Origin of the sequence: Halomonas sp. 3H (genome assembly GCF_024206005.1) — a bacterium.
GTDB classification, from domain to species: Bacteria; Pseudomonadota; Gammaproteobacteria; order Pseudomonadales; family Halomonadaceae; genus Halomonas; species Halomonas campaniensis.
This window is the reverse complement of record NZ_CP100360.1, coordinates 3,291,258-3,309,193: the sequence shown is the minus strand read 5'-3', so window position 1 is coordinate 3,309,193 and position 17,936 is coordinate 3,291,258. Positions and strand designations below refer to the sequence as shown.

Here is a 17,936-nt window from a genome sequence, read left to right as displayed (position 1 = left end):
TTCGAGCGGTGGGTAGAGCGTCGCGTCATTCGTGGGGCAGCTCTCCCCGTTCGGGCATCAGGCGGGCGATCAGCGCGTTCCAGCCGGGTGTGTGGAGAGTCGGGTCATCATGGGGGTGCCTCACCCCTTTCCACCATCACTCGTGCGATCAGCTCGTTCCAGCGATGCCGCGTCATCATGGTGGTCAGCCCCGAGAACAGCGCCCAGCTCCTGCGCCGCCAGCCGGTGAGGCGCAGGTTGTGGGCCACCAGCTGCTTCATCAGCTTGTAGTCATCGAAGCGGCGCCACTCGCCGACCATCGACATCTGCTGGCGACCCAGCACCGGGGCGAGCTCCAGGCGAAAGACCCACTCCAGCTCCTTCACCGTCAGGTCGTGGCGCTCGATCACCTCGATCATGCGGGCATAGTCGCGCTCGCTGGGCTCGCGCTCCAGCCACAGGGGCGCCAGCGCCAGCCACAGCTCGCCACGTTCATCGACCAGCGTCTGTGCATCCATCGGTACCCTCCAGAACTCACGCTTTCCCCGGGATGAGCATCCTGCCCCAGGCCGCGGCCCGGCTCAAGGGCGGACAGGACCCGGTGGTATCGCTAGAATAGGGCCATTGCCACTCCATGACAGGGGCGCCCGCCGCCCGAACGACGAACAGCGAGGTCTGACGTGATCATCAAGCCCAAGGTACGCGGTTTCATCTGCACCACCACCCATCCCGTTGGCTGCGAAAAGAACGTCCTCGAGCAGATCGAGGCCACTCGCGCCCGCGGCCTGGATCGGTCGAAGGGACCGAAGAAGGTGCTGGTGATCGGCGCCTCCAGCGGCTACGGCCTGGCGGCCCGCGTCACCGCGGCCTTCGGCTATGGCGCCGACACCCTGGGCGTGTTCTTCGAGAAGCCGGGCACCGAGAAGAAGCCGGGCACCGCCGGCTGGTACAACAGTGCCGCCTTCGACCGCTTCGCCAAGGCCGAAGGGCTCTACAGCAAGTCGATCAACGGCGACGCCTTCTCCCACGAGGCCCGCGAGAAGGCCATCGAGCTGATCCAGCAGGACCTCGGCCAGGTCGACCTGGTGGTCTACTCCCTGGCCTCGCCGGTGCGCAAGCTGCCCGACTCCGGCGAGCTGAAGCGCTCCAGCCTCAAGCCCATCGGCGAGACCTACCGCGCCACCGCCATCGACACCAACAAGGATGCCATCATCGAGGCCGAGGTCGAGCCTGCCACCGAGCAGGAGATCGAGGATACCAAGGCGGTGATGGGCGGCGAGGACTGGGAGCTGTGGATCGACGCCCTGGACCGCGCCGGCGTGCTGGCCGAGGGCGCGCGCAGCGTGGCCTTCAGCTACATCGGCACCGAGATCACCTGGCCGATCTACTGGCATGGCGCCTTGGGCAAGGCCAAGGAGGACCTGGACCGCGCCGCCGGCGAGATCGACCGGCGCCTGGCGGCCACCGGCGGCGGCGCCAACGTGGCGGTGCTCAAGTCGGTGGTGACCCAGGCCAGCGCCGCCATCCCGGTGATGCCGCTCTACATCGCCATGGTCTACCGGGTGATGAAGGAGAAGGGCCTGCACGAGGGCACCATCGAGCAGCTCAACCGCCTGTTCGGCGAGCGGCTCTATTCATCACAAGGGCAGGGCGGCGAGATGGCCACCGACGAGGCCGGCCGCCTGCGCCTGGACGACTGGGAGCTTCGCGACGACGTCCAGCAGGCGTGCAAGGCACTGTGGCCGCAGGTGACCACCGAGAACCTCTTCGAGATCACCGACTATGCTGGGTACAAGCACGAGTTCCTGAAGCTGTTCGGCTTCGAGCGGGATGACGTCGACTACGATGCCGACGTGGATCCCGTAGCGGAATTCGATGTCGTAAGCCTGTAAGGGCAGGGCGCCACCCGCGTCCTGCCGGTATTCCCGCAGACCCGGAGGGCGCCATGGATACCCGCGAGAGCCAGACCCCTGAAGAGGAGCGCCAGCACCTCAAGGAAGTGAGGCAGCCCGAGGACTACGAGCATCCCGAGCCCGACGAGACCCAGCCCGAGGCGAGGAAGCCCGCCGGCAGCATGCAGCGCGTGCTGCCCATCGTCATCGTCGTCCTCGGCCTGCTGGTTGCGGCGATGCTGATCTACAGCGGCAGCGCCCAGTGAACGAGGCGGCCGGGCCACGGTGTCCGGCCGCTCGCCTCCCTTCCCGCCCGGCGGGGCTGTGGTTCGCCATGCCCTTGGGTAAGATGTCGCTTTGCACTGGCCCAGGGCACTGCCGCGCATGTCAGACTCCCCCGCTTCCCTTTCCACGGCCACGCCGACGCGGCACGTCGGCGTCGTGGTGCTGCCCGGCTTCTCGCTGCTGGCCGAGGCCTGCGCCACCGAGCCCCTGGCCGTGGCCAACCAGCTGGCGGGGCGGCCCCTCTACCGGCTGACCACCTTCGGGCTGGACGGCGAGCCGGTGGCCAGCGGCTCGCGGCAGGTGCTGCTGACGCGGCAGCGGGTCGGCGACGACGTCGGTCTCGACATGCTGATGGTCTGTGCCAGCGACCCCGAGGGGGCGAGCGAGTCGCTGCTGGCCTGGCTGCGGCGGCTGGCCACCGCGGGCGTCGTGCTGGCCGGGATCGGCGGCGGCACCGAGCTGCTGGCCCGGGCGGGGCTACTCGACGGCTACCGGGCGACGCTGCCCTGGCAGCGCTTCGAGGCGGTGGCCCGGGACCACCCGCGGGTGCGGCTCTCCCGCCACCTGTTCGAGATCGATCGCGACCGGCTCACCTGCAGCGGCGGCACCGCGGCCATGGACATGATCATGACGCTGATCGGCCAGCACCAGGGCAGCGAGCTGGCCGAGCGGGTGTCGGCCCACTTCGTGCTGGAGCGGGTGCGCATGGGGGACGAGCCCCAGCAGGTCCCGCTGCGCTCGCGGCTGGGCCGGGCGCCGGAGAGCCTGGTCGAGGCGGTGACCCTGATGGAGGCCAATATCGAGGAGCCCCTGACCACCCACGAGCTGGCCGAGCACCTGGGCATCTCGCGGCGCCAGCTGGAGCGGCTGTTCAAGAAGCACCTCCAGGCGGTGCCCAGCCGCTACTACCTGGACCTGCGCCTGCAGCAGGCTCGCCGGCTGCTGCGCGAGGGTGACCTGCCCGCCGGGGAGATCGCCCTGCTGACCGGCTTCTCCTCGGCGGCGCACTTCTCCACGGCCTACCGCAACCACTTCGGCCTCACCCCGCGCGAGGAGCGGCTGGCATGACCGCCCTGCGCCCGCATCTCTTCCTGCTGCTGGTGGTGGCGATCTTCTCCGGCAACATCCTGGTAGGCAAGGCGCTGGCCGACCTGCCGCCCTTCACCATCTCGCTTGGGCGGGTGGCCATCGCGCTGTCGATCATGCTGCCGCTGGGCTGGGCCCAGGCGCGCCAGGGCTGGCCGCTGTTCCGCCGCCACTGGCGGCCGCTGCTGGGGCTGGCGCTCACCGGCGTGGCCTTCTTCAACGCGCTGATCTACGCCTCGCTGCGCTTCACCTCGGCCACCAACGTCGCCATCCTCGAGAGCCTGATCCCGGTGGCCACCCTGCTGCTCAGCGTGCTCTTCCTTGGCGAGCGATTCCGGGCGGTGCAGTGGGTCGGGGTGGCGCTCTCCCTGGCCGGCGCCGTGGCGGTGATCCTGGCCGGCCGGACGGCGGAGGCGCTGGCCGGCGGCCTCAACCCCGGCGACCTGATCATGCTGGTGGCGGTGCTGGTATGGGTGGGGTACTCCTTCCTGGTCAAGGAGCACATGGCCCGCTTCCCGCGCTACGGCAGCCTGCTGGTGATGCTGGCCATCGCCAACCTGGCCCTGGCGCCCCTGGCCCTGCTGGAGGGCGCCTGGCAGGTGGTGCCGAGCCTCACGGCGGCGCAGCTGGCGGGCCTTGCCTACCTGGGCATCTTCCCCTCGGTGGTGGCGCTGCTGCTCTACAACAGCGCGCTGGCCGAGATCGGCCCGACCCGGGCGGCGGTCTACCTCAACCTGCTGCCGGTCTTCACCATGCTGGGGGCCTGGTGGCTGCTGGGGGATCGCATCCTGCCGCTGCAGGTGGCGGCCAGCCTGGTGGTGATTGTCGGCGTCTGGTGCACCATCATGCCCGCTCGACGGCGGGGCTGAGCGACGCTCGCCTGCGGCGGCTCAGGCCGGGGTCGGGCGGGCCAGCAGGGCACGGAACAGCGAGCCCATCATCACCGGCGTGTCCTGCTCGATGGCGAAGCCGGCCCCTTCCAGCAGTGGCCTGGCCTGGCGGGTGATGTCGGTGGCGATGGCCGAGGTCAGGGCGTTGAGGCTGCGCCGTGCCGGGCCCGCGGGGCGGTCGTCCGGCTGGAACTTGTCCATCACGCAGAGCTGGCCGTCCTCCCTGAGCACCCGGCGCGCCTCGGCGAGGCCGCGGACCGGGTCGGGCATCACCGCCAGGATCAGGTGCATCACCACCACGTCGAAGTGGGCGTCCGGGAAGTCGAGCCGCTCGGCATCCATCTCCCGGGCCTGGACGTCACGGCCCATGGCATCGGCGCGGCGCGCGAGGCGCGTCACCATGGCGGGGGAGAGGTCGCCGGCGTGCAGCTCGATGTCCCTGGGCAGCCAGGGCAGGTCCAGCCCGGTGCCGGCGCCCACCAGCAGCACCCGCATGCCGGGCTGCCAGGTCACCTGTCCCAGCGCCTCGCGGCGCGGACGACGGAAGGCGCGTTCGGCCACGACATCGTAGACCGGCGCATAGAGGCTGTAGCGCAGGCGGTTCCAGGCGGTGGTATTGAACATGACGGGGCTCCTCGAGGGGCGATCTCCCCCAGCCTACCCCATCCGGCCCGCGCCATCCCGCGGCGGGCGAGCCGGCTGCCTTTTACACAAGTTGCCGTCCCATCGGTGAAAGACCGCGGCGGGCGGGCTCCCTATACTCGAGTGACGGATCCCCACCCACCGACAGGATGAGCGACATGAGCCACTCCCCGACCCGCGCCGACTTCGACCAGTACATGGTGCCCAACTACGCCCCCCAGCAGGCGATCCCGGTGCGCGGCGAGGGCAGCCGGCTGTGGGATCAGCAGGGGCGCGAGTACATCGACTTCGCCGGTGGCATCGCGGTGAACTCCCTGGGCCACTGCCATCCGGTGCTGGTCGAGGCGCTCACCGAGCAGGCGGGCAAGCTCTGGCACCTCTCCAACGTCTACACCAACGAGCCGGCCCTCAACCTGGCGCGCAGCCTGGTCGAGCGCACCTTCGCCGACAAGGTCTACCTCTGCTCCTCCGGCGGCGAGGCCAACGAGGCGGCGCTCAAGCTTGCGCGGCGCTGGGCCCACGACCACCATGGCGAGCACAAGCACCGCATCGTCTCCTTCTCCCAGTCGTTCCACGGGCGGACCTTCTTCACCGTCAGCGTCGGCGGCCAGCCCAAGTACTCCCAGGGCTTCGGCCCGGTGCCCGGCGGCATCGTCCACGGCGAGTTCAACAACCTCGACAGCGTCCGCGACCTGATCGACGACGACACCTGCGCGGTGATGGTCGAGCCGATGCAGGGCGAGGGCGGCATCATCCCGGCCACCCCCGAGTTCCTGCAGGGGCTGCGGGACCTGTGCGACGCCTTCGACGCGCTGCTGATCTTCGACGAGGTGCAGACCGGCGTGGGCCGCAGCGGCTCGCTCTACGCCTACATGGAGTACGGCGTGACGCCGGATATCCTGACCAGCGCCAAGTCGTTGGGCGGCGGCTTCCCGGTGGGCGCCATGCTCACCACCGACCGCATCGCCCCGGCCATGGCGATCGGCACCCACGGCTCCACCTACGGTGGCAACGCCCTGGCCTCAGCGGTGGCCCTGGCAGCCGTCGAGTTCATCGATACCCCGGCGGTGCTGGAAGGCGTGCGCCGCCGCCATGACCTGTTCCGCGAGCACCTGGAGGCGATCAATCGCCGGCACGGGGTGTTCCGGGAGATCCGCGGCATGGGCCTGCTGATCGGTGCCGAGATGGCGCCGGACTACCGTGACCGCGCCAAGGACATCCTGCCGCTGGCCATCGAGGAGGGGCTGATGGCGCTGATCGCCGGCCCCAACGTGCTGCGCATGGCGCCGTCGCTGGTGATTCCCGAGGCCGACATCGCCGAGGGCATGGCGCGCCTGGAGCGGGCGGTGGCACGGCTGGTGGCCGGCCAGTGAGTCGCGCCGCCCTCGACGAACCCCGATCCGGAGATCCCGCCATGCTGGTCGTACGCCCCGCCCGCCCGGCGGACCTGCCGGCCCTGGAGCGGCTGGCCGGGACCGCCATCCCGCGGCTGACCAACCTGCCGGCCCACCGTGACCGCCTGGAGGAGCGCATCACGCGCTCCCGCCAGGCCTTCGCCCGCGAGGTGGACTTCCCCGGCGACGAGCACTACACCTTCGTGCTCGAGGACCTGGAGCGCCGGGAGGTGGTGGGTACCGCCACCGTCCGCGCCCAGGCCGGCGCCGTGGATGCCTACTACACCTATCGCCAGGAGACCCTGATCCACGCCTCGCAGCAGCTCAACGTGCGTCGCGAGGTGCAGACCCTGGCGCTCTCCCACGAGGTCTCCGAGGCGAGCCTGCTGTGCGCCCTGTCGCTGGACTCGCGCTACAAGGGCACCAGCGCCGAGAGCCTGCTGCGGCGGGCGCGGCTGATGTTCATCGCCCAGTACCCCGAGCGCTTCTCCGGGATCCTGGCCATGGCCTTCCCCGGCTACCTGGACGACGCCGACGAGTCGCCCTTCTGGAACAGCGTGGGGCGCCACTTCTTCGTGCGTGACTACCAGGAGATCAACTACCTGGCCGGCGTGCGCTCGAAGAGCTTCATCGCCGAGGTGATGCCGCAGTTCCCGCTCTACCTGCCGCTGCTCACCCCCCAGGCCCGGGCGGCCATCGGCCGCGAACACCCGGACCACGAGGCGGCCATGGCGGAGATGCTGGCCGAGGGGTTCCTGCGCTCGCGCCACGTGGACATCTTCGATGCCGGGCCGGTGATCAAGGCCGAGCGCGAGCGCCTGGCCAGCTTCCGCCGGGCCGCCTGGCACCCGGTGCGCATCCGCCCGGCCCATGCCCTGCCGGATGCCGAGCCGGCCATGGTCGCCAACCAGCGCCTCGAGGACTTCCGCTGCGTGGTGGCACGCTATGCGCTGTCGCCGACCGGCCAACTGATGCTCTCGCCGGCCCATGCCGAGCTGCTCGGCGTGGAGGAGGGCCGCGCGGTGCTGGCCGCTCCGCTGGCGCTGCCCGGAGACGGGGCGGACGACCCCGGCTACGATGAGGGAGAGCTGTGATGCGTATTCGACCGATCGCCGAGGGGGACCTGGACGAACTGCAGGCCCTCGCCCGCGAGACCGGCGTGGGGTTCACCTCGCTGCCCGACAACCGCGAGTTCCTGGCGGCCAAGATCGCTTCCGCGATCAGCGCCTTCGAGGAGCGCACCCCCGTGGACCAGCGGCTCTACTTCTTCGTGCTCGAGGACGAGACCCGGGGGAAGCTGGCCGGCTGCTGTGCCATCGAGGGCCAGGTGGGGCGCGAGGTGCCCTTCTACCATTACCGGCTAGGCACCCTCGCCCACTCCTCGGTGCAGCTCGACCTGCACCGCACCATCGACACCCTCTTCCTGAGCTCCGACCACACCGGCGATGCCGAAGTGGCCTCGCTGTTCCTGCGCCCCGAGTACCGCGGCCGCGACCGTCGCCATGAGCGCAACGGCGCGCTGCTCTCCATGATGCGCTGGCTGTTCATGGCCGAGTTCCGCGACCGCTTCCCGGAGAAGGTCCTCGCCGAGATGCGCGGCGTCTTCGACGAGCACGGCAAGAGCCCCTTCTGGCACTGCCTGGGCAGCCACTTCTTCCCGCTGGACTTCGACGAGGCCGACCGCCTCACCGGGCTGGGGCAGAAGAGCTTCATCGGCGAGCTGATGCCCAAGTTCCCGATCTACACCCCCTTCCTCTCCGAGGAGGCCCGCGCCTGCATCGGCCAGGTCCACGAGCAGACCCGTCCGGCGCTGGCCATGCTCAAGCTGGAGGGGCTGCGCTGGGAGGGCTACATCGACATCTTCGACGGCGGCCCCACGGTGGAGGCCTATATCGACGACGTGCGCGGCGTTCGCCTGTCGCGACGCTGCCGGGTCGAGGTCGCCGAGGCCTCGGCGATGGCGGCGCGGCCGCGCTGGCTGGCCGCCACCACCGGCATGGCGGGCTTCCGCGCCGCCTGGGTGGGCCGTGGCCCCGACGAGGCGGGCGTCATCGCCCTGAGCCCGCAGGAGGCGGCGCGGCTCGAGGTCGGCGCTGGCGATACCCTGCGCATACTGGATACCGAGGAGGAGGCGTGATGAAGGCGAGACACCAGCTGCTGATCGGCGGCCACTGGCAGCCGGGCGAGGGCCCGGCCTTCACCAAGCGCGACCCGGTCTCCGACGAGCGCCTCTGGGAAGGGGCAGCGGCGTCCGAGGCCCAGGTGGCGGCGGCGGTGGAGGCGGCCAGGACCGCCTTCCCGGCCTGGGCGCGCACCCCGTTCGCCGAGCGGCAGGCGCTGGTGGAGCGCTTCCGCGAAGCGCTGGAGAGCCACCGAGAGGATCTGGCCACGGCCATCGCCCACGAGACCGGCAAGCCGCTGTGGGAGGCGCGCACCGAGGTGGGGGCGATGATCGGCAAGGTGGCCCTCTCGCTGCGCGCCTACCAGGAGCGGACCGGCGAGCGGGAGCGCGACCTGGGTGACGCCCGGGCCGTGCTGCGCCACCGCCCCCATGGCGTGATGGCGGTGTTCGGCCCCTACAACTTCCCCGGCCACCTGCCCAACGGCCATCTGGTGCCGGCGCTGATCGCCGGCAATACCGCGGTGTTCAAGCCCAGCGAGCAGACGCCGCTGACCGCCGACCTGGTGCTGCAGTGCTGGCAGCAGGCGGGGCTGCCCGCCGGGGTCATCAACCTGGTCCAGGGGGCCGCCGAGACCGGCCAGGCGCTCTCCGCCGACCCGGGCATCGACGGCCTGCTGTTCACCGGCAGCGCCCGCGTGGGCGGCCTCCTGCACCGCCAGTTCGCCGGCCAGCTGGACAAGATCCTGGCGCTGGAGCTGGGCGGCAACAACCCGCTGGTGGTCAGGGACGTGCCGGACCAGGACGCCGCCGTGCTGGCCATTCTGCAGTCGGCCTTCCTCTCCGGCGGGCAGCGCTGCACCTGCGCACGGCGGCTGATCCTGCCCGAGGGCCAGGTCGGTGACCGCCTGCTCGATGCGCTCTGCGACGCCGTCTCGCGGCTCCACGTGGCCGACCAGTTCAGCGATCCCGCGCCCTTCTACGCCGGCCTGGTCAGCGTGGCGGCCGCCGATGGCCTGCTCGAGGCCCAGGAGGCGCTGGAGTCCCTGGGGGGCACGGTGCTGGCGCGCATGGAGCGCCTCGCCCCCGGCACCAGCCTGCTGTCGCCGGGGGTGGTCGACGTGACCGGCCTGGCGGTGCCCGACGAGGAGCACTTCGGGCCGCTGCTCAAGGTCCATCGCTATCGCGACTGGGACGAGGCGATCCAGCTTGCCAACGACACCCGCTACGGCCTCTCCGCCGGCCTGATCGGCGGCGAGCGGGCCGACTGGGACGACTTCCTGCTGCGCATCCGCGCCGGCATCGTCAACTGGAACCGCCAGACCACCGGCGCCTCCGGCGACGCGCCCTTCGGCGGGGTGGGGGAGAGCGGCAACCACCGCCCCAGCGCCTTCTATGCCGCCGACTACTGCGCCTACCCGGTGGCCTCCATGGAGAGCGAGGATCTCCACCTGCCCGACCAGCTGCCGCCGGGGGTGAGCCTGTGAGCGACCAGCCAAGACCGGATCGCGACTATCGCGAGGTCAACTTCGATGGCCTGGTGGGGCCGACCCACAACTACTCCGGCCTGGCGCTGGGGAATGTGGCCTCCATGACCCACGGGGGCCTGGTGGCCAACCCGAGGGAGGCCGCCCTGCAGGGGCTGGCCAAGATGAAGGCGCTGATGGAGGCCGGCTACGCCCAGGGGGTGCTGCCGCCCCAGCAGCGACCGGACCTCGGTGCCCTGCGCGCGCTGGGCTTCTCCGGCAGCGACGAGCGGGTACTGGCCCGGGCCGCCGGCGAGGCACCGCAGATCCTGCGCGCGGTCTGCTCGGCCTCGAGCATGTGGACGGCCAATGCCGCCACCGTGACGCCGAGCGTCGACGCTCCGGACGGCCGGGCGCACTTCACCCCGGCCAACCTGCAGTCGAGCTTCCACCGCTTCCTGGAGCCGGCCACCACGGCCCGGGTGCTGGCGGCGATCTTCCGCGACGAGGCGCACTTCGCCCACCATCCGGTGCTGCCCGCAACCCCGGCGTTCTCCGACGAGGGCGCGGCCAACCACACGCGACTCGCCGGCGATCACGGCGAACCCGGCGTGCACCTGTTCGTCTACGGCCGCGAGGCCTTCGGCTGGGGCACCGGCGAGGGCGTCATGCCACGCCGCTTCCCGGCCCGCCAGACCCTGGAGGCGAGCCAGGCGGTGGCCAGGCAGCATGGCCTGTCGGAGCGCCAGGCGGTGTTTGCCCAGCAGCACCCCGAGGCCATCGACGCCGGGGTCTTCCACAACGACGTGATCGCGGTGGGCAACGGACCGGTGCTGCTCTATCACGAGATGGCCTTCCTCGACGAGGCGGCCACCCTGGAGGCGCTGCGCGAGCGCATGGCCGCGCCGCTGATCCCGGTGCGCATCCCCGGGGAGGCGGTGAGCCTGGAGGATGCGGTGGCCTCCTACCTGTTCAACTCCCAGCTGCTGTCCAACCCGGACGGCTCCATGACCCTGGTGGTCCCCGGCGAGTGCCAGGAGCGCGAGAGCGTGTGGCGCACGATCCAGGACCACCTGCTGGCGGGCCAGAACCCCATCGGCGAGGTGGTGGTCAAGGACGTCAAGCAGAGCATGCGCAACGGCGGCGGCCCCGCCTGCCTGCGGCTGCGCGTGGTGCTGGGCGAGGCCGAGCGCCGAGCGCTCTCCGGCCGCGTGCTGCTCGACGCGCCCCTGTACGCCGAGCTGACCGCCTGGGTGGAGCGCCACTATCGCGACCGCCTGGCGCCGGAGGACCTGGCCGACCCGCGGCTGGCCGAGGAGTCGCTGGCCGCCCTGGACGAGCTGACCCGGATCCTGGCGATCGGCAGCGTCTACCCCTTCCAGCGGGGCTGAGGGGGCCATGGGCAACGACTTCGAGGTTCGCATCGAGCGGCTCCGGGCCGACTCGACCCACCTGGCCCGGGTGGCTGGCTGGCAGCACGACCAGTGGGGCCACCTCTCTTCCGGTGAGACCCGCGCCTCCCGCCGGGCGGAGCTCGAGGCGGAGTGCGGGCCGGGCGGGATACCCTCGGTCTTCGTGGCGCTGCAGGACGAGCGGCCGGTGGGCACCGCCAGTCTGGTGGCCGAGGACATGAGTGATCGTCCCGACCTGGGCCCCTGGCTGGCCTCGGTCTACGTGCTCCCCGAGTGGCGGGGGCGGGGCATCGCCTCCCGGCTGGTGCGGCGAGTGGAGGCCGAGGCCAGCCAGGCCGGCATCGAACGGCTCTGGCTGTTCACCCCGGACCAGCAGGCGCTCTATGCGCGGCTCGGCTGGCGGGAGCGGGTATGGTTATCCTACCGCGGCGAAAGGGTTGCCATCATGGAGCGCTGCCTGGCGGGGGAATGACGCCGCGCCCGCCGCGTGGCACTTTTGGCGGCAGGCGCGGCGACTCAACCGCCGCTGGCCGCCCCGCCCACCACGCCGCCCCGCAGGCCACTGCGGTTGCCGCTGGCCTGCAGGTGGCTGGCCACGGCGTCTTCCGGGGAGCCTGCCATCTCGCGGAACATGCCCATGGAGCCGAGCAGTGCGGAGGACTCGTAGGGCACGAAGACGCGCTCACCGTCCTTGGCCATGGTCGGCAGCACCTTGATATAGCTCTGGCCGAGCAGGTAGCCCACCACGGTGCGCTTGTTCTCCTCGCTGTCGCCGATGGCACTCAGCACCAGCTTGATCGACTCCTGCTCGCCCTGGGCGCGCAGGATGGCGGACTCCTTGTCGCCCTGGGCGTTGAGGATGGCCGACTCGCGCTGGCCCTGTGCCATGGCGATGGCGGCGGACTTCTCGCCCTCGGCCTCGGTGACGGTGGCGCGGCGCTTGCGCTCGGCGGCCATCTGCAGGCGCATGGCAGACTCCACCTCCTCGGGCATGGCGATGTCCTGCACCTCGACCCGCGAGATCTTCACCCCCCACTTGGAGGCGGCCTCCTCCATGGCGGCCTGGATCTCGTTGTTGACCTCGGCCCGCGACTCGAACAGCTTGTCGAGCTCCATCTTGCCGACCACCGAGCGCAGGGTGGTCTTGGCCAGCACCTCCACCGCCTGGCTCATGTTCTCCACCTCGTAGACGGCGCGCTTGGGATCGATGATCTGGTAGTAGAGCGCGCCGTTGATGTTCACCGTGACGTTGTCGGTGGTCACCACCGGCTGGCCGGGGAAATCCATCACCGTCTCGCGACGATCGATGCGGGTCTCGCTGCTGGTGATGGCGTGGTACTCCTCGCCCATCTTGCGATAGCGGATCATGGCGATGGCGCGGGGCTGGTCGATGAACGGCACGATGATGTTGATGCCGCTCTCCAGTACCCGGTTGAATGACCCTAGGCGCTCGATCACCATCACCTCCGACTGGCGGACGATCACCAGCCCCTTGGCGATGATCAGGATGCCGATGACGACGACGATCAGGGCGATGATCAGCCCCGGACTGACGGGAAGATCCATGCGGAATTACTCCGTGTGTTGGCGGGCGCCCGAGTCCGGCGCCGAATGGGCAAGGTGCACGATGGCGGTGGTGCCATCGAAGGTCTGGAAAACGACCCGAGTGCCGGGTGGCAGGTCGGTCTTGCCGCTGCTTTCCTCTGCGTCAGCGGCGATCCGCAGGCGATAGAAGTCGCCGTTGATCTTGATGCCGCTGGCGCCGTCGAAGTCGCGACGCAGGGTGGTGTAGGTGCGGCCCTTCTCCACCCCGGTACCGGTGGTGCCGTAGGCCACGCCGCGGGGCGAGAACCGGGGCCGTATGACCCAGATCGCCAGCGGCACCAGAACGCCGGAGAAGAGGCCCATGCCCAGCAGCTGCCAGGGAAGTGACAGCCCCAGGCCGGCCAGGGCGGCAGTCAGGGCGGCGGCTGCGCCGAGTGCCAGCAGCACCAGCCCGCCGGTAGTGAGTTCGGCCAGGCCCAGCAGCAGGGCGACGATCAGCCAGATGACGGCAGGGTTCCAGTCCATGGGGCGTTCCGTGGCGCGGAGCAGAAGTCAGCTCGTTGAAGGAGGCTTTCAGAGCTCGGATAAGGAAATCACCACGAGGGTACTCGGTTACCGGGCCATGGGCTACGCCTGCCGGATTCATGACAGGCCAGGGGGCGGTTGCCCGGGCCAGGCAGCGAGGGACAAGCGTGATCCGCGGGATGAGTGTCATCGGACTGGCGTGTCGGCAAGAGTGGCCGCCTCAAGCCGGGAACTCCTGCCGCCGCCGGCGCTCCAATCGACGCCAGCGCCCCTTCTTCAGCCCTGGGCCGCCCATTGGCATCAGATTGCACGCCTCAACGAGAAATGCCCATCCGCAAAGGAGCTCCATGATGCCCCAACGACAGGCGCACATGCCGAATCACCAGGACGAGATTCGCGTCATTCCTGCCTCCCGTTCCCCATCCGGACCGGGTTGGTGGGCAGCCGCGCTGTGTGCCGCGTCCCTGGCCGGTGCCATGCTGCTGGCCACGCCGGCCGCCGCCGACAATCATGCCGATGGCCACGCACACGGCGACCATGGCCAGGCTCACCATGACGGTGAACCGGCCCGCGAGCACGCCGACAGCCCGGCGGTGCAGGCCTACCGCGAAGCCAATGAGCGGATGCACGAGGGCATGATGGTCGGCTTCACCGGCGATGCCGACGTGGATTTCGCGCGCGGCATGATTCCTCACCATCAGGGCGCCATCGACATGGCCAACATCGTCCTCGAGCACGGCGAGGATGCGGAGCTCCGCGAACTGGCAGAGGAGGTCATTGCTGCCCAGGAGGAGGAAATCGCCTTCCTTCGCGATTGGCTCGAGGCGAACGGCCACAGCGTCGACTGACCTCCCTCGTCAGCTGATGCTACGCTTCGCAGGCGGCCTACGGGCCGCCTGCGCGCGTCAGTACTCGGCAATCGGCAAGGAGGCTTCGATGACCCTGCTGACCTGGATCGGCATCCTGCTGTGCCTCTCGCAGTCGGCGATGTTCTCGGGGCTCAACCTGGCCTTCTTCTCGATCAACAAGCTGGAGCTGGAGATCGAGGCCCGGCGGGGAAATCCACGGGCGCAGCGGGTCCGGGCGCTGCGCCAGGATGCCAACTTCCTGCTGGTCACCGTCCTGTGGGGGAACGTGGCGGTGAACGTGCTGCTGGCGCTGCTCTCGGGCTCTGTCATGGGAGCGGTGGCGGCCTTCCTGTTCTCCACCGTGGTGATCACCCTGCTCGCCGAGATCCTGCCCCAGGCGTTCTTCTCCCGCCATGCGCTGCACATGGCGGCGCTCTTTACCCCGCTGATGCGCTTCTACCAGCTGCTGCTGTGGCCGGTAGCCAGGCCCACCGCCTGGATGCTGGACCGCTGGCTGGGGGGGGAGGCGATTCCCTTCTTCCGCGAGCGCGACCTGCACCAGCTGATCCGCCTGCACATGGAGTCCTCGGAGACCGAGATCGACCGGGTGGAGGGGCGCGGGGCCATGAACTTCCTGACCCTTGACGACGTGCCCCTGGGCCGGGAGGGCGAGCCGCTGGCCCCTGGCAGCGTGATCACGCTGCCCTTCGAGGGCGAGCGGCCGCTGTTCCCACCGATCCATCGCCACCGCCACGACCCCTTCCTGTGCGCGCTGGAGCAGGCCGGCAGGAGCCGCGCGGTGCTGGTCGACGAGGCAGGTGACCCGCGGCTGGTGGTCGACGTCAATGCCCTGCTGCGGGCGGCGCTGTTCGATGACGGCGAGCTCGCCCCCCAAGACCACTGCCACCGTCCCATCGTGATCCGCGACCCCGCGACCCGCCTCGGGGAGGTGATCCACCGCTTCCGGGTCCGGCCCGAACACCGAGAGGACGACGTGCTCGATGAGGACGTGATCCTGCTGTGGGGTGACGAGAAGCGCATCCTGACCGGCTCGGACGTGCTGGGGCGGCTGCTGCGCGGGATCGTCCGCCAGGAGCGTGCGGGCTTCTGAACGCGCGCGGGAGCGGCGACCTGGGCTATCCTTGGCGCGATCTCAGGCCTGACGGTAAAGGAGCACCAATGACCGGGCTGATCTACTGGCTGGACATGGCAGGGGTGATCGTCTTCGCCCTGTCGGGCGTGATCCTGGCTTGCCGCTCCCGCATGGACCCTTTCGGCATGCTGGTGCTGGCGGCGGTGACCGGCATCGGCGGTGGCACCCTGCGTGACCTGGTGTTGGGCGTGCGCCCGGTGTTCTGGGTCACCGACCCCACCTACCTCTGGGTGATCCTGGCCACCGTGGGCCTGTCGATCCTGGGCTTTCACTACATCCACCGCCTCTCCCGCGGCTTCCTGCCGGTGGCCGACGCCTTCGGTCTGGCGCTGTTCACGGTGATCGGTACCCACAAGGCGCTGCTGCTGGAGGCCCCGGGCGTGGTCGCGGTGCTGATGGGCATGCTCACCGGGGTGGCCGGTGGCATGGTGCGTGACGTGCTGGCGCGCCGCGTGCCCATGGTGCTGCGCCAGGAGGTCTACGCCACGGCAGCCATCGCCGGTGGCGTCACCTACGTGGCGCTGGATGCCCTGGCCGCCCCCGGCACCCTGACCATTGCCCTGGCGCTGCTGGTGACCCTGGGCCTGCGCCTGGCGGCGATCCATTGGGAGCTGGCGCTGCCGACCTTCGCGTGGGTGGTGATCCCGCCGGCGAAGGCCCCCGAGCCCGCCTCCGGCGACCTGCCCGCGGAAGCGCCCGCCGCGTCGCCGCGGCCCAAGGTGCGGGTCAGGATGATCCGGCCGGAACAGTCGAAGCGCCGGCCGAACAAGCCATGAGACGGGCGCCGCCGCTTCGCTGGAGCGGGCCCTGCCTGCTGTTCCTGCTCCTGCTGCTGGCAGGCTGTGCCAGCCTGGCCACGGAGGATGCCGAGAAGCGCCATGCGCGGGCGGGGCTGGCCATCCAGGCCGTCTACGAGGAGGCCCTGCCGACGCTGCCCGCCGACAAGCAGCGCCACTATGCCCAGCGGCTCTACCGGCTGACCGGTGACGACCGCTACCTGCCCCTCAACCGGGCCTATGGCGAGCGCCTGCTCGGCTGGCTCGAACGGGACATCGCAGGCCTGGCGACCCCGGGCTACGCCGAGCGGCGCAGCGGGGAGATCGTCGCCGCCTATCCCGTGGGCAGCCGCAAGCAACGGGCCCGCCAGCGCATGCTGGCCGGGTGGGGCGAGATCCCCTTCGCCCGTCAGCTGCTGTTCCGGCTGGCACAGGCGGATTACCACGGCCTGATCCCGAGCCTTGAGGGGCACGAGGGGGCGCTGGCCTACCTGGCGGGGGTCGAGTGGGAAGCCTTCCTCACCGATCCCGATGTGCTGGCTATCTATGCCGCCCAGGTGGCCAACCAGGTGCATTTCCTGCACCAGCTGGGGGTGATGGACCTGCGACAGGAGGTCGTCGCGGCCTTTCGCCAGCGCTACCCGCCCGGCAGCGTCGCGACGCTCGACAGGGGCGAGTTTCACAACTGGCTCTATGGCCTGACCCACCTCGTGATCGCGGCGAGTCGCTACTACCAGCAGGAGGTGAGTGTCGAGGAGTTTGCCTGGGTGCTGGCCGCCTTGGAGAGGGAGGAGGCGAGAATCCTCGCCATGGCCACCGAGGATATCCTGGCGGAGGTGGCGCTGAGCTTCCTGCTGGCCGGGCGGGGAGAGCACCCGCTCGTCGCCCGGATTCGCGACATGCTGGTCGAGGCGGTGGACCCCGCGACCGGCATCATCCCCTCGGCCGAGGGGGGAACCGACCTGGCCCGCGGCGAGCACCGCAACGTGCTGGCCATCATGGTGCTGAGATGGCCGGGAAGGCTCTATCCCGGGCCGGCGCTTTCCGCCGATGGGCTATGAGGTCAGCAGGCTGGGAGAACGGCTCTCGAGAACGGCGGCCAGCTGTGGCCCCAACTCCTTCTGAATATGCTGATAGAGGGGCAGTAGCGCTCGATGCATGCCGGTTTCGGCCTGCTCGCGGTTGATACAGTACGCACTGCGCTTGCCGTGGAAATCGATGGTGTCCCCCACCTTGGTGAAATGGAAGCCCGACATCGATAGTAGCCTGGGCAGCTTGGGTTCCATCATTGCGAAGGCCAGATTCTTGCCCGACATGCGCCCGAGGGCATAGCCGGCCAGAAAGAGCCCACTGACGAGCAGCGAAAAGGTCTCCCGTTCTTCCGGTGTGAACTCATGAGGATTGTCCGACACGCCGGGAACCTCGCCCCCCCTGATTCTCGTCCGGAATGCCCGGGAGATGGCAAGCCGCGAGATTTCATAGTAAGTGCCTGCGGGGAGCCTCTGTGGATGGAGGTCGGGGTGGGTAAGGCTGCGCCCGCCGTAGGATTCCAGGGGCAGCCTGTCCAGAGGAGGGGGACACTCGGGGTGGGGCATCACCAGGCGAGTGCAGGCAGCGGCGAGCCCCGTCCTGCGATGCTCGATCAGGCAGTGGATGGCCATGCTGTCATAGGCGTCATATTCGAGCCGATTTTCCCTGTCCGTCGGCTCCTCGTATCCCAGCTCTGCACAGTAGATGTCATGTCTCAGGCGATAGATCCGCTGCTTCTCCTGAGGCGTCAGTGCCAGGCTGAAGCTGAACTCCTCCATGAAGCGTGAAAGGAGAGGGTTCGTCTCCTCATATTCCTGCCTTGATGAAGAACATGATGTCATATCGCTGGATCCTTCCGCCTTGAATATGTGAAGTCTACTGGTCGAGCAGGGAA

General features: G+C 69.8%; 19 protein-coding genes. 14 read left to right on the top strand and 5 right to left on the bottom strand.

Annotation, left to right across the window (positions count from 1 at the left end):
• Nucleotides 1–107 precede the first annotated feature (107 nt).
• Nucleotides 108–497 carry a hypothetical protein gene (locus tag NFC98_RS15210; RefSeq protein ID WP_254275762.1) on the bottom strand — a complete coding sequence of 130 codons (390 nt, stop codon included), beginning with the start codon at nt 495–497 and terminating at the stop codon, nt 108–110.
• Between the two features lie 162 nt (nt 498–659).
• Here NFC98_RS15210 and fabV point away from each other — a divergent pair, with 162 nt between their 5' ends.
• The 4 genes from fabV (at nt 660) to NFC98_RS15190 (ending at nt 4,111) form a co-directional block, all read left to right on the top strand.
• Nucleotides 660–1,871, top strand: a complete 1,212-nt coding sequence (gene fabV, locus NFC98_RS15205) for an enoyl-ACP reductase FabV (protein ID WP_254275761.1) — start codon at nt 660–662, stop codon at nt 1,869–1,871.
• 53 nt (nt 1,872–1,924) lie between these two features.
• Nucleotides 1,925–2,137: a hypothetical protein gene (locus tag NFC98_RS15200; protein WP_254275760.1), complete on the top strand. Its 213-nt coding sequence runs from the start codon at nt 1,925–1,927 to the stop codon at nt 2,135–2,137.
• A 118-nt stretch (nt 2,138–2,255) separates the two neighbouring features.
• The gene (locus tag NFC98_RS15195) at nt 2,256–3,224 is read left to right on the top strand and encodes a GlxA family transcriptional regulator (protein WP_254275759.1); all 969 of its coding nucleotides are present in this window, start codon (nt 2,256–2,258) and stop codon (nt 3,222–3,224) included.
• The gene (locus NFC98_RS15190) at nt 3,221–4,111 is read left to right on the top strand and encodes a DMT family transporter (RefSeq protein WP_254275758.1); all 891 of its coding nucleotides are present in this window, start codon (nt 3,221–3,223) and stop codon (nt 4,109–4,111) included. Before NFC98_RS15195 ends, NFC98_RS15190 begins: the two co-directional genes overlap by 4 nt.
• Before the next feature lie 21 nt (nt 4,112–4,132).
• Here NFC98_RS15190 and NFC98_RS15185 read toward each other — a convergent pair whose 3' ends face one another.
• On the bottom strand, nt 4,133–4,756 hold the full coding sequence (locus tag NFC98_RS15185; protein WP_254275757.1) for a class I SAM-dependent methyltransferase: 624 nt from the start codon (nt 4,754–4,756) through the stop codon (nt 4,133–4,135).
• Nucleotides 4,757–4,932: 176 nt separating this feature from the next.
• Between NFC98_RS15185 and NFC98_RS15180 the strand changes: the two genes are divergently transcribed.
• Genes NFC98_RS15180 through NFC98_RS15155 form a run of 6 tightly spaced genes read left to right on the top strand, consistent with a single transcriptional unit; the run spans nt 4,933 to nt 11,637 of the window.
• Nucleotides 4,933–6,147: an aspartate aminotransferase family protein gene (locus NFC98_RS15180; protein ID WP_254275756.1), complete on the top strand. Its 1,215-nt coding sequence runs from the start codon at nt 4,933–4,935 to the stop codon at nt 6,145–6,147.
• A 41-nt stretch (nt 6,148–6,188) separates the two neighbouring features.
• Nucleotides 6,189–7,262 carry an arginine N-succinyltransferase gene (locus NFC98_RS15175; protein WP_254275755.1) on the top strand — a complete coding sequence of 358 codons (1,074 nt, stop codon included), beginning with the start codon at nt 6,189–6,191 and terminating at the stop codon, nt 7,260–7,262.
• Nucleotides 7,262–8,305, top strand: coding sequence for an arginine N-succinyltransferase (gene astA / locus NFC98_RS15170; RefSeq protein ID WP_254275754.1), 1,044 nt, complete (start codon nt 7,262–7,264; stop codon nt 8,303–8,305). Before NFC98_RS15175 ends, astA begins: the two co-directional genes overlap by 1 nt.
• Nucleotides 8,305–9,774 (top strand): succinylglutamate-semialdehyde dehydrogenase, encoded by a 1,470-nt coding sequence (astD, locus tag NFC98_RS15165; RefSeq protein ID WP_254275753.1) that lies wholly within the window; start codon nt 8,305–8,307, stop codon nt 9,772–9,774. Before astA ends, astD begins: the two co-directional genes overlap by 1 nt.
• On the top strand, nt 9,771–11,144 hold the full coding sequence (astB, locus tag NFC98_RS15160; RefSeq protein WP_254275752.1) for an N-succinylarginine dihydrolase: 1,374 nt from the start codon (nt 9,771–9,773) through the stop codon (nt 11,142–11,144). Before astD ends, astB begins: the two co-directional genes overlap by 4 nt.
• 7 nt (nt 11,145–11,151) lie before the next feature.
• Nucleotides 11,152–11,637: a GNAT family N-acetyltransferase gene (locus tag NFC98_RS15155; RefSeq protein WP_254275751.1), complete on the top strand. Its 486-nt coding sequence runs from the start codon at nt 11,152–11,154 to the stop codon at nt 11,635–11,637.
• 44 nt (nt 11,638–11,681) lie between these two features.
• Here NFC98_RS15155 and NFC98_RS15150 read toward each other — a convergent pair whose 3' ends face one another.
• Nucleotides 11,682–12,731, bottom strand: coding sequence for an SPFH domain-containing protein (locus NFC98_RS15150; RefSeq protein ID WP_254275750.1), 1,050 nt, complete (start codon nt 12,729–12,731; stop codon nt 11,682–11,684).
• Between the two features lie 6 nt (nt 12,732–12,737).
• Nucleotides 12,738–13,235 carry an NfeD family protein gene (locus NFC98_RS15145; protein ID WP_254275749.1) on the bottom strand — a complete coding sequence of 166 codons (498 nt, stop codon included), beginning with the start codon at nt 13,233–13,235 and terminating at the stop codon, nt 12,738–12,740.
• A 350-nt stretch (nt 13,236–13,585) separates the two neighbouring features.
• On the opposite strand from NFC98_RS15145, the gene NFC98_RS15140 reads away from it, so the two are divergent.
• From NFC98_RS15140 to NFC98_RS15125, 4 genes are all read left to right on the top strand, one after another.
• Entirely contained in the window at nt 13,586–14,083 is a 498-nt protein-coding gene (locus NFC98_RS15140) for a DUF305 domain-containing protein (protein ID WP_254275748.1), read from the top strand.
• A gap of 88 nt (nt 14,084–14,171) precedes the next feature.
• Nucleotides 14,172–15,194, top strand: coding sequence for a DUF21 domain-containing protein (locus NFC98_RS15135; protein WP_254275747.1), 1,023 nt, complete (start codon nt 14,172–14,174; stop codon nt 15,192–15,194).
• Nucleotides 15,195–15,262: 68 nt separating this feature from the next.
• A complete protein-coding gene (locus tag NFC98_RS15130) occupies nt 15,263–16,012 on the top strand; it encodes a trimeric intracellular cation channel family protein (RefSeq protein WP_254275746.1) in 750 nt (249 codons plus the stop codon).
• Complete coding sequence (locus NFC98_RS15125) at nt 16,009–17,073, top strand: DUF3541 domain-containing protein (RefSeq protein ID WP_254275745.1); 1,065 nt, start codon at nt 16,009–16,011, stop codon at nt 17,071–17,073. Before NFC98_RS15130 ends, NFC98_RS15125 begins: the two co-directional genes overlap by 4 nt.
• Here the strand turns inward: NFC98_RS15125 and NFC98_RS15120 are convergent.
• Complete coding sequence (locus NFC98_RS15120; protein ID WP_254275744.1) at nt 17,068–17,883, bottom strand: PEP-CTERM/exosortase system-associated acyltransferase; 816 nt, start codon at nt 17,881–17,883, stop codon at nt 17,068–17,070. The genes NFC98_RS15125 and NFC98_RS15120 overlap by 6 nt on opposite strands.
• Nucleotides 17,884–17,936 lie beyond the last annotated feature (53 nt).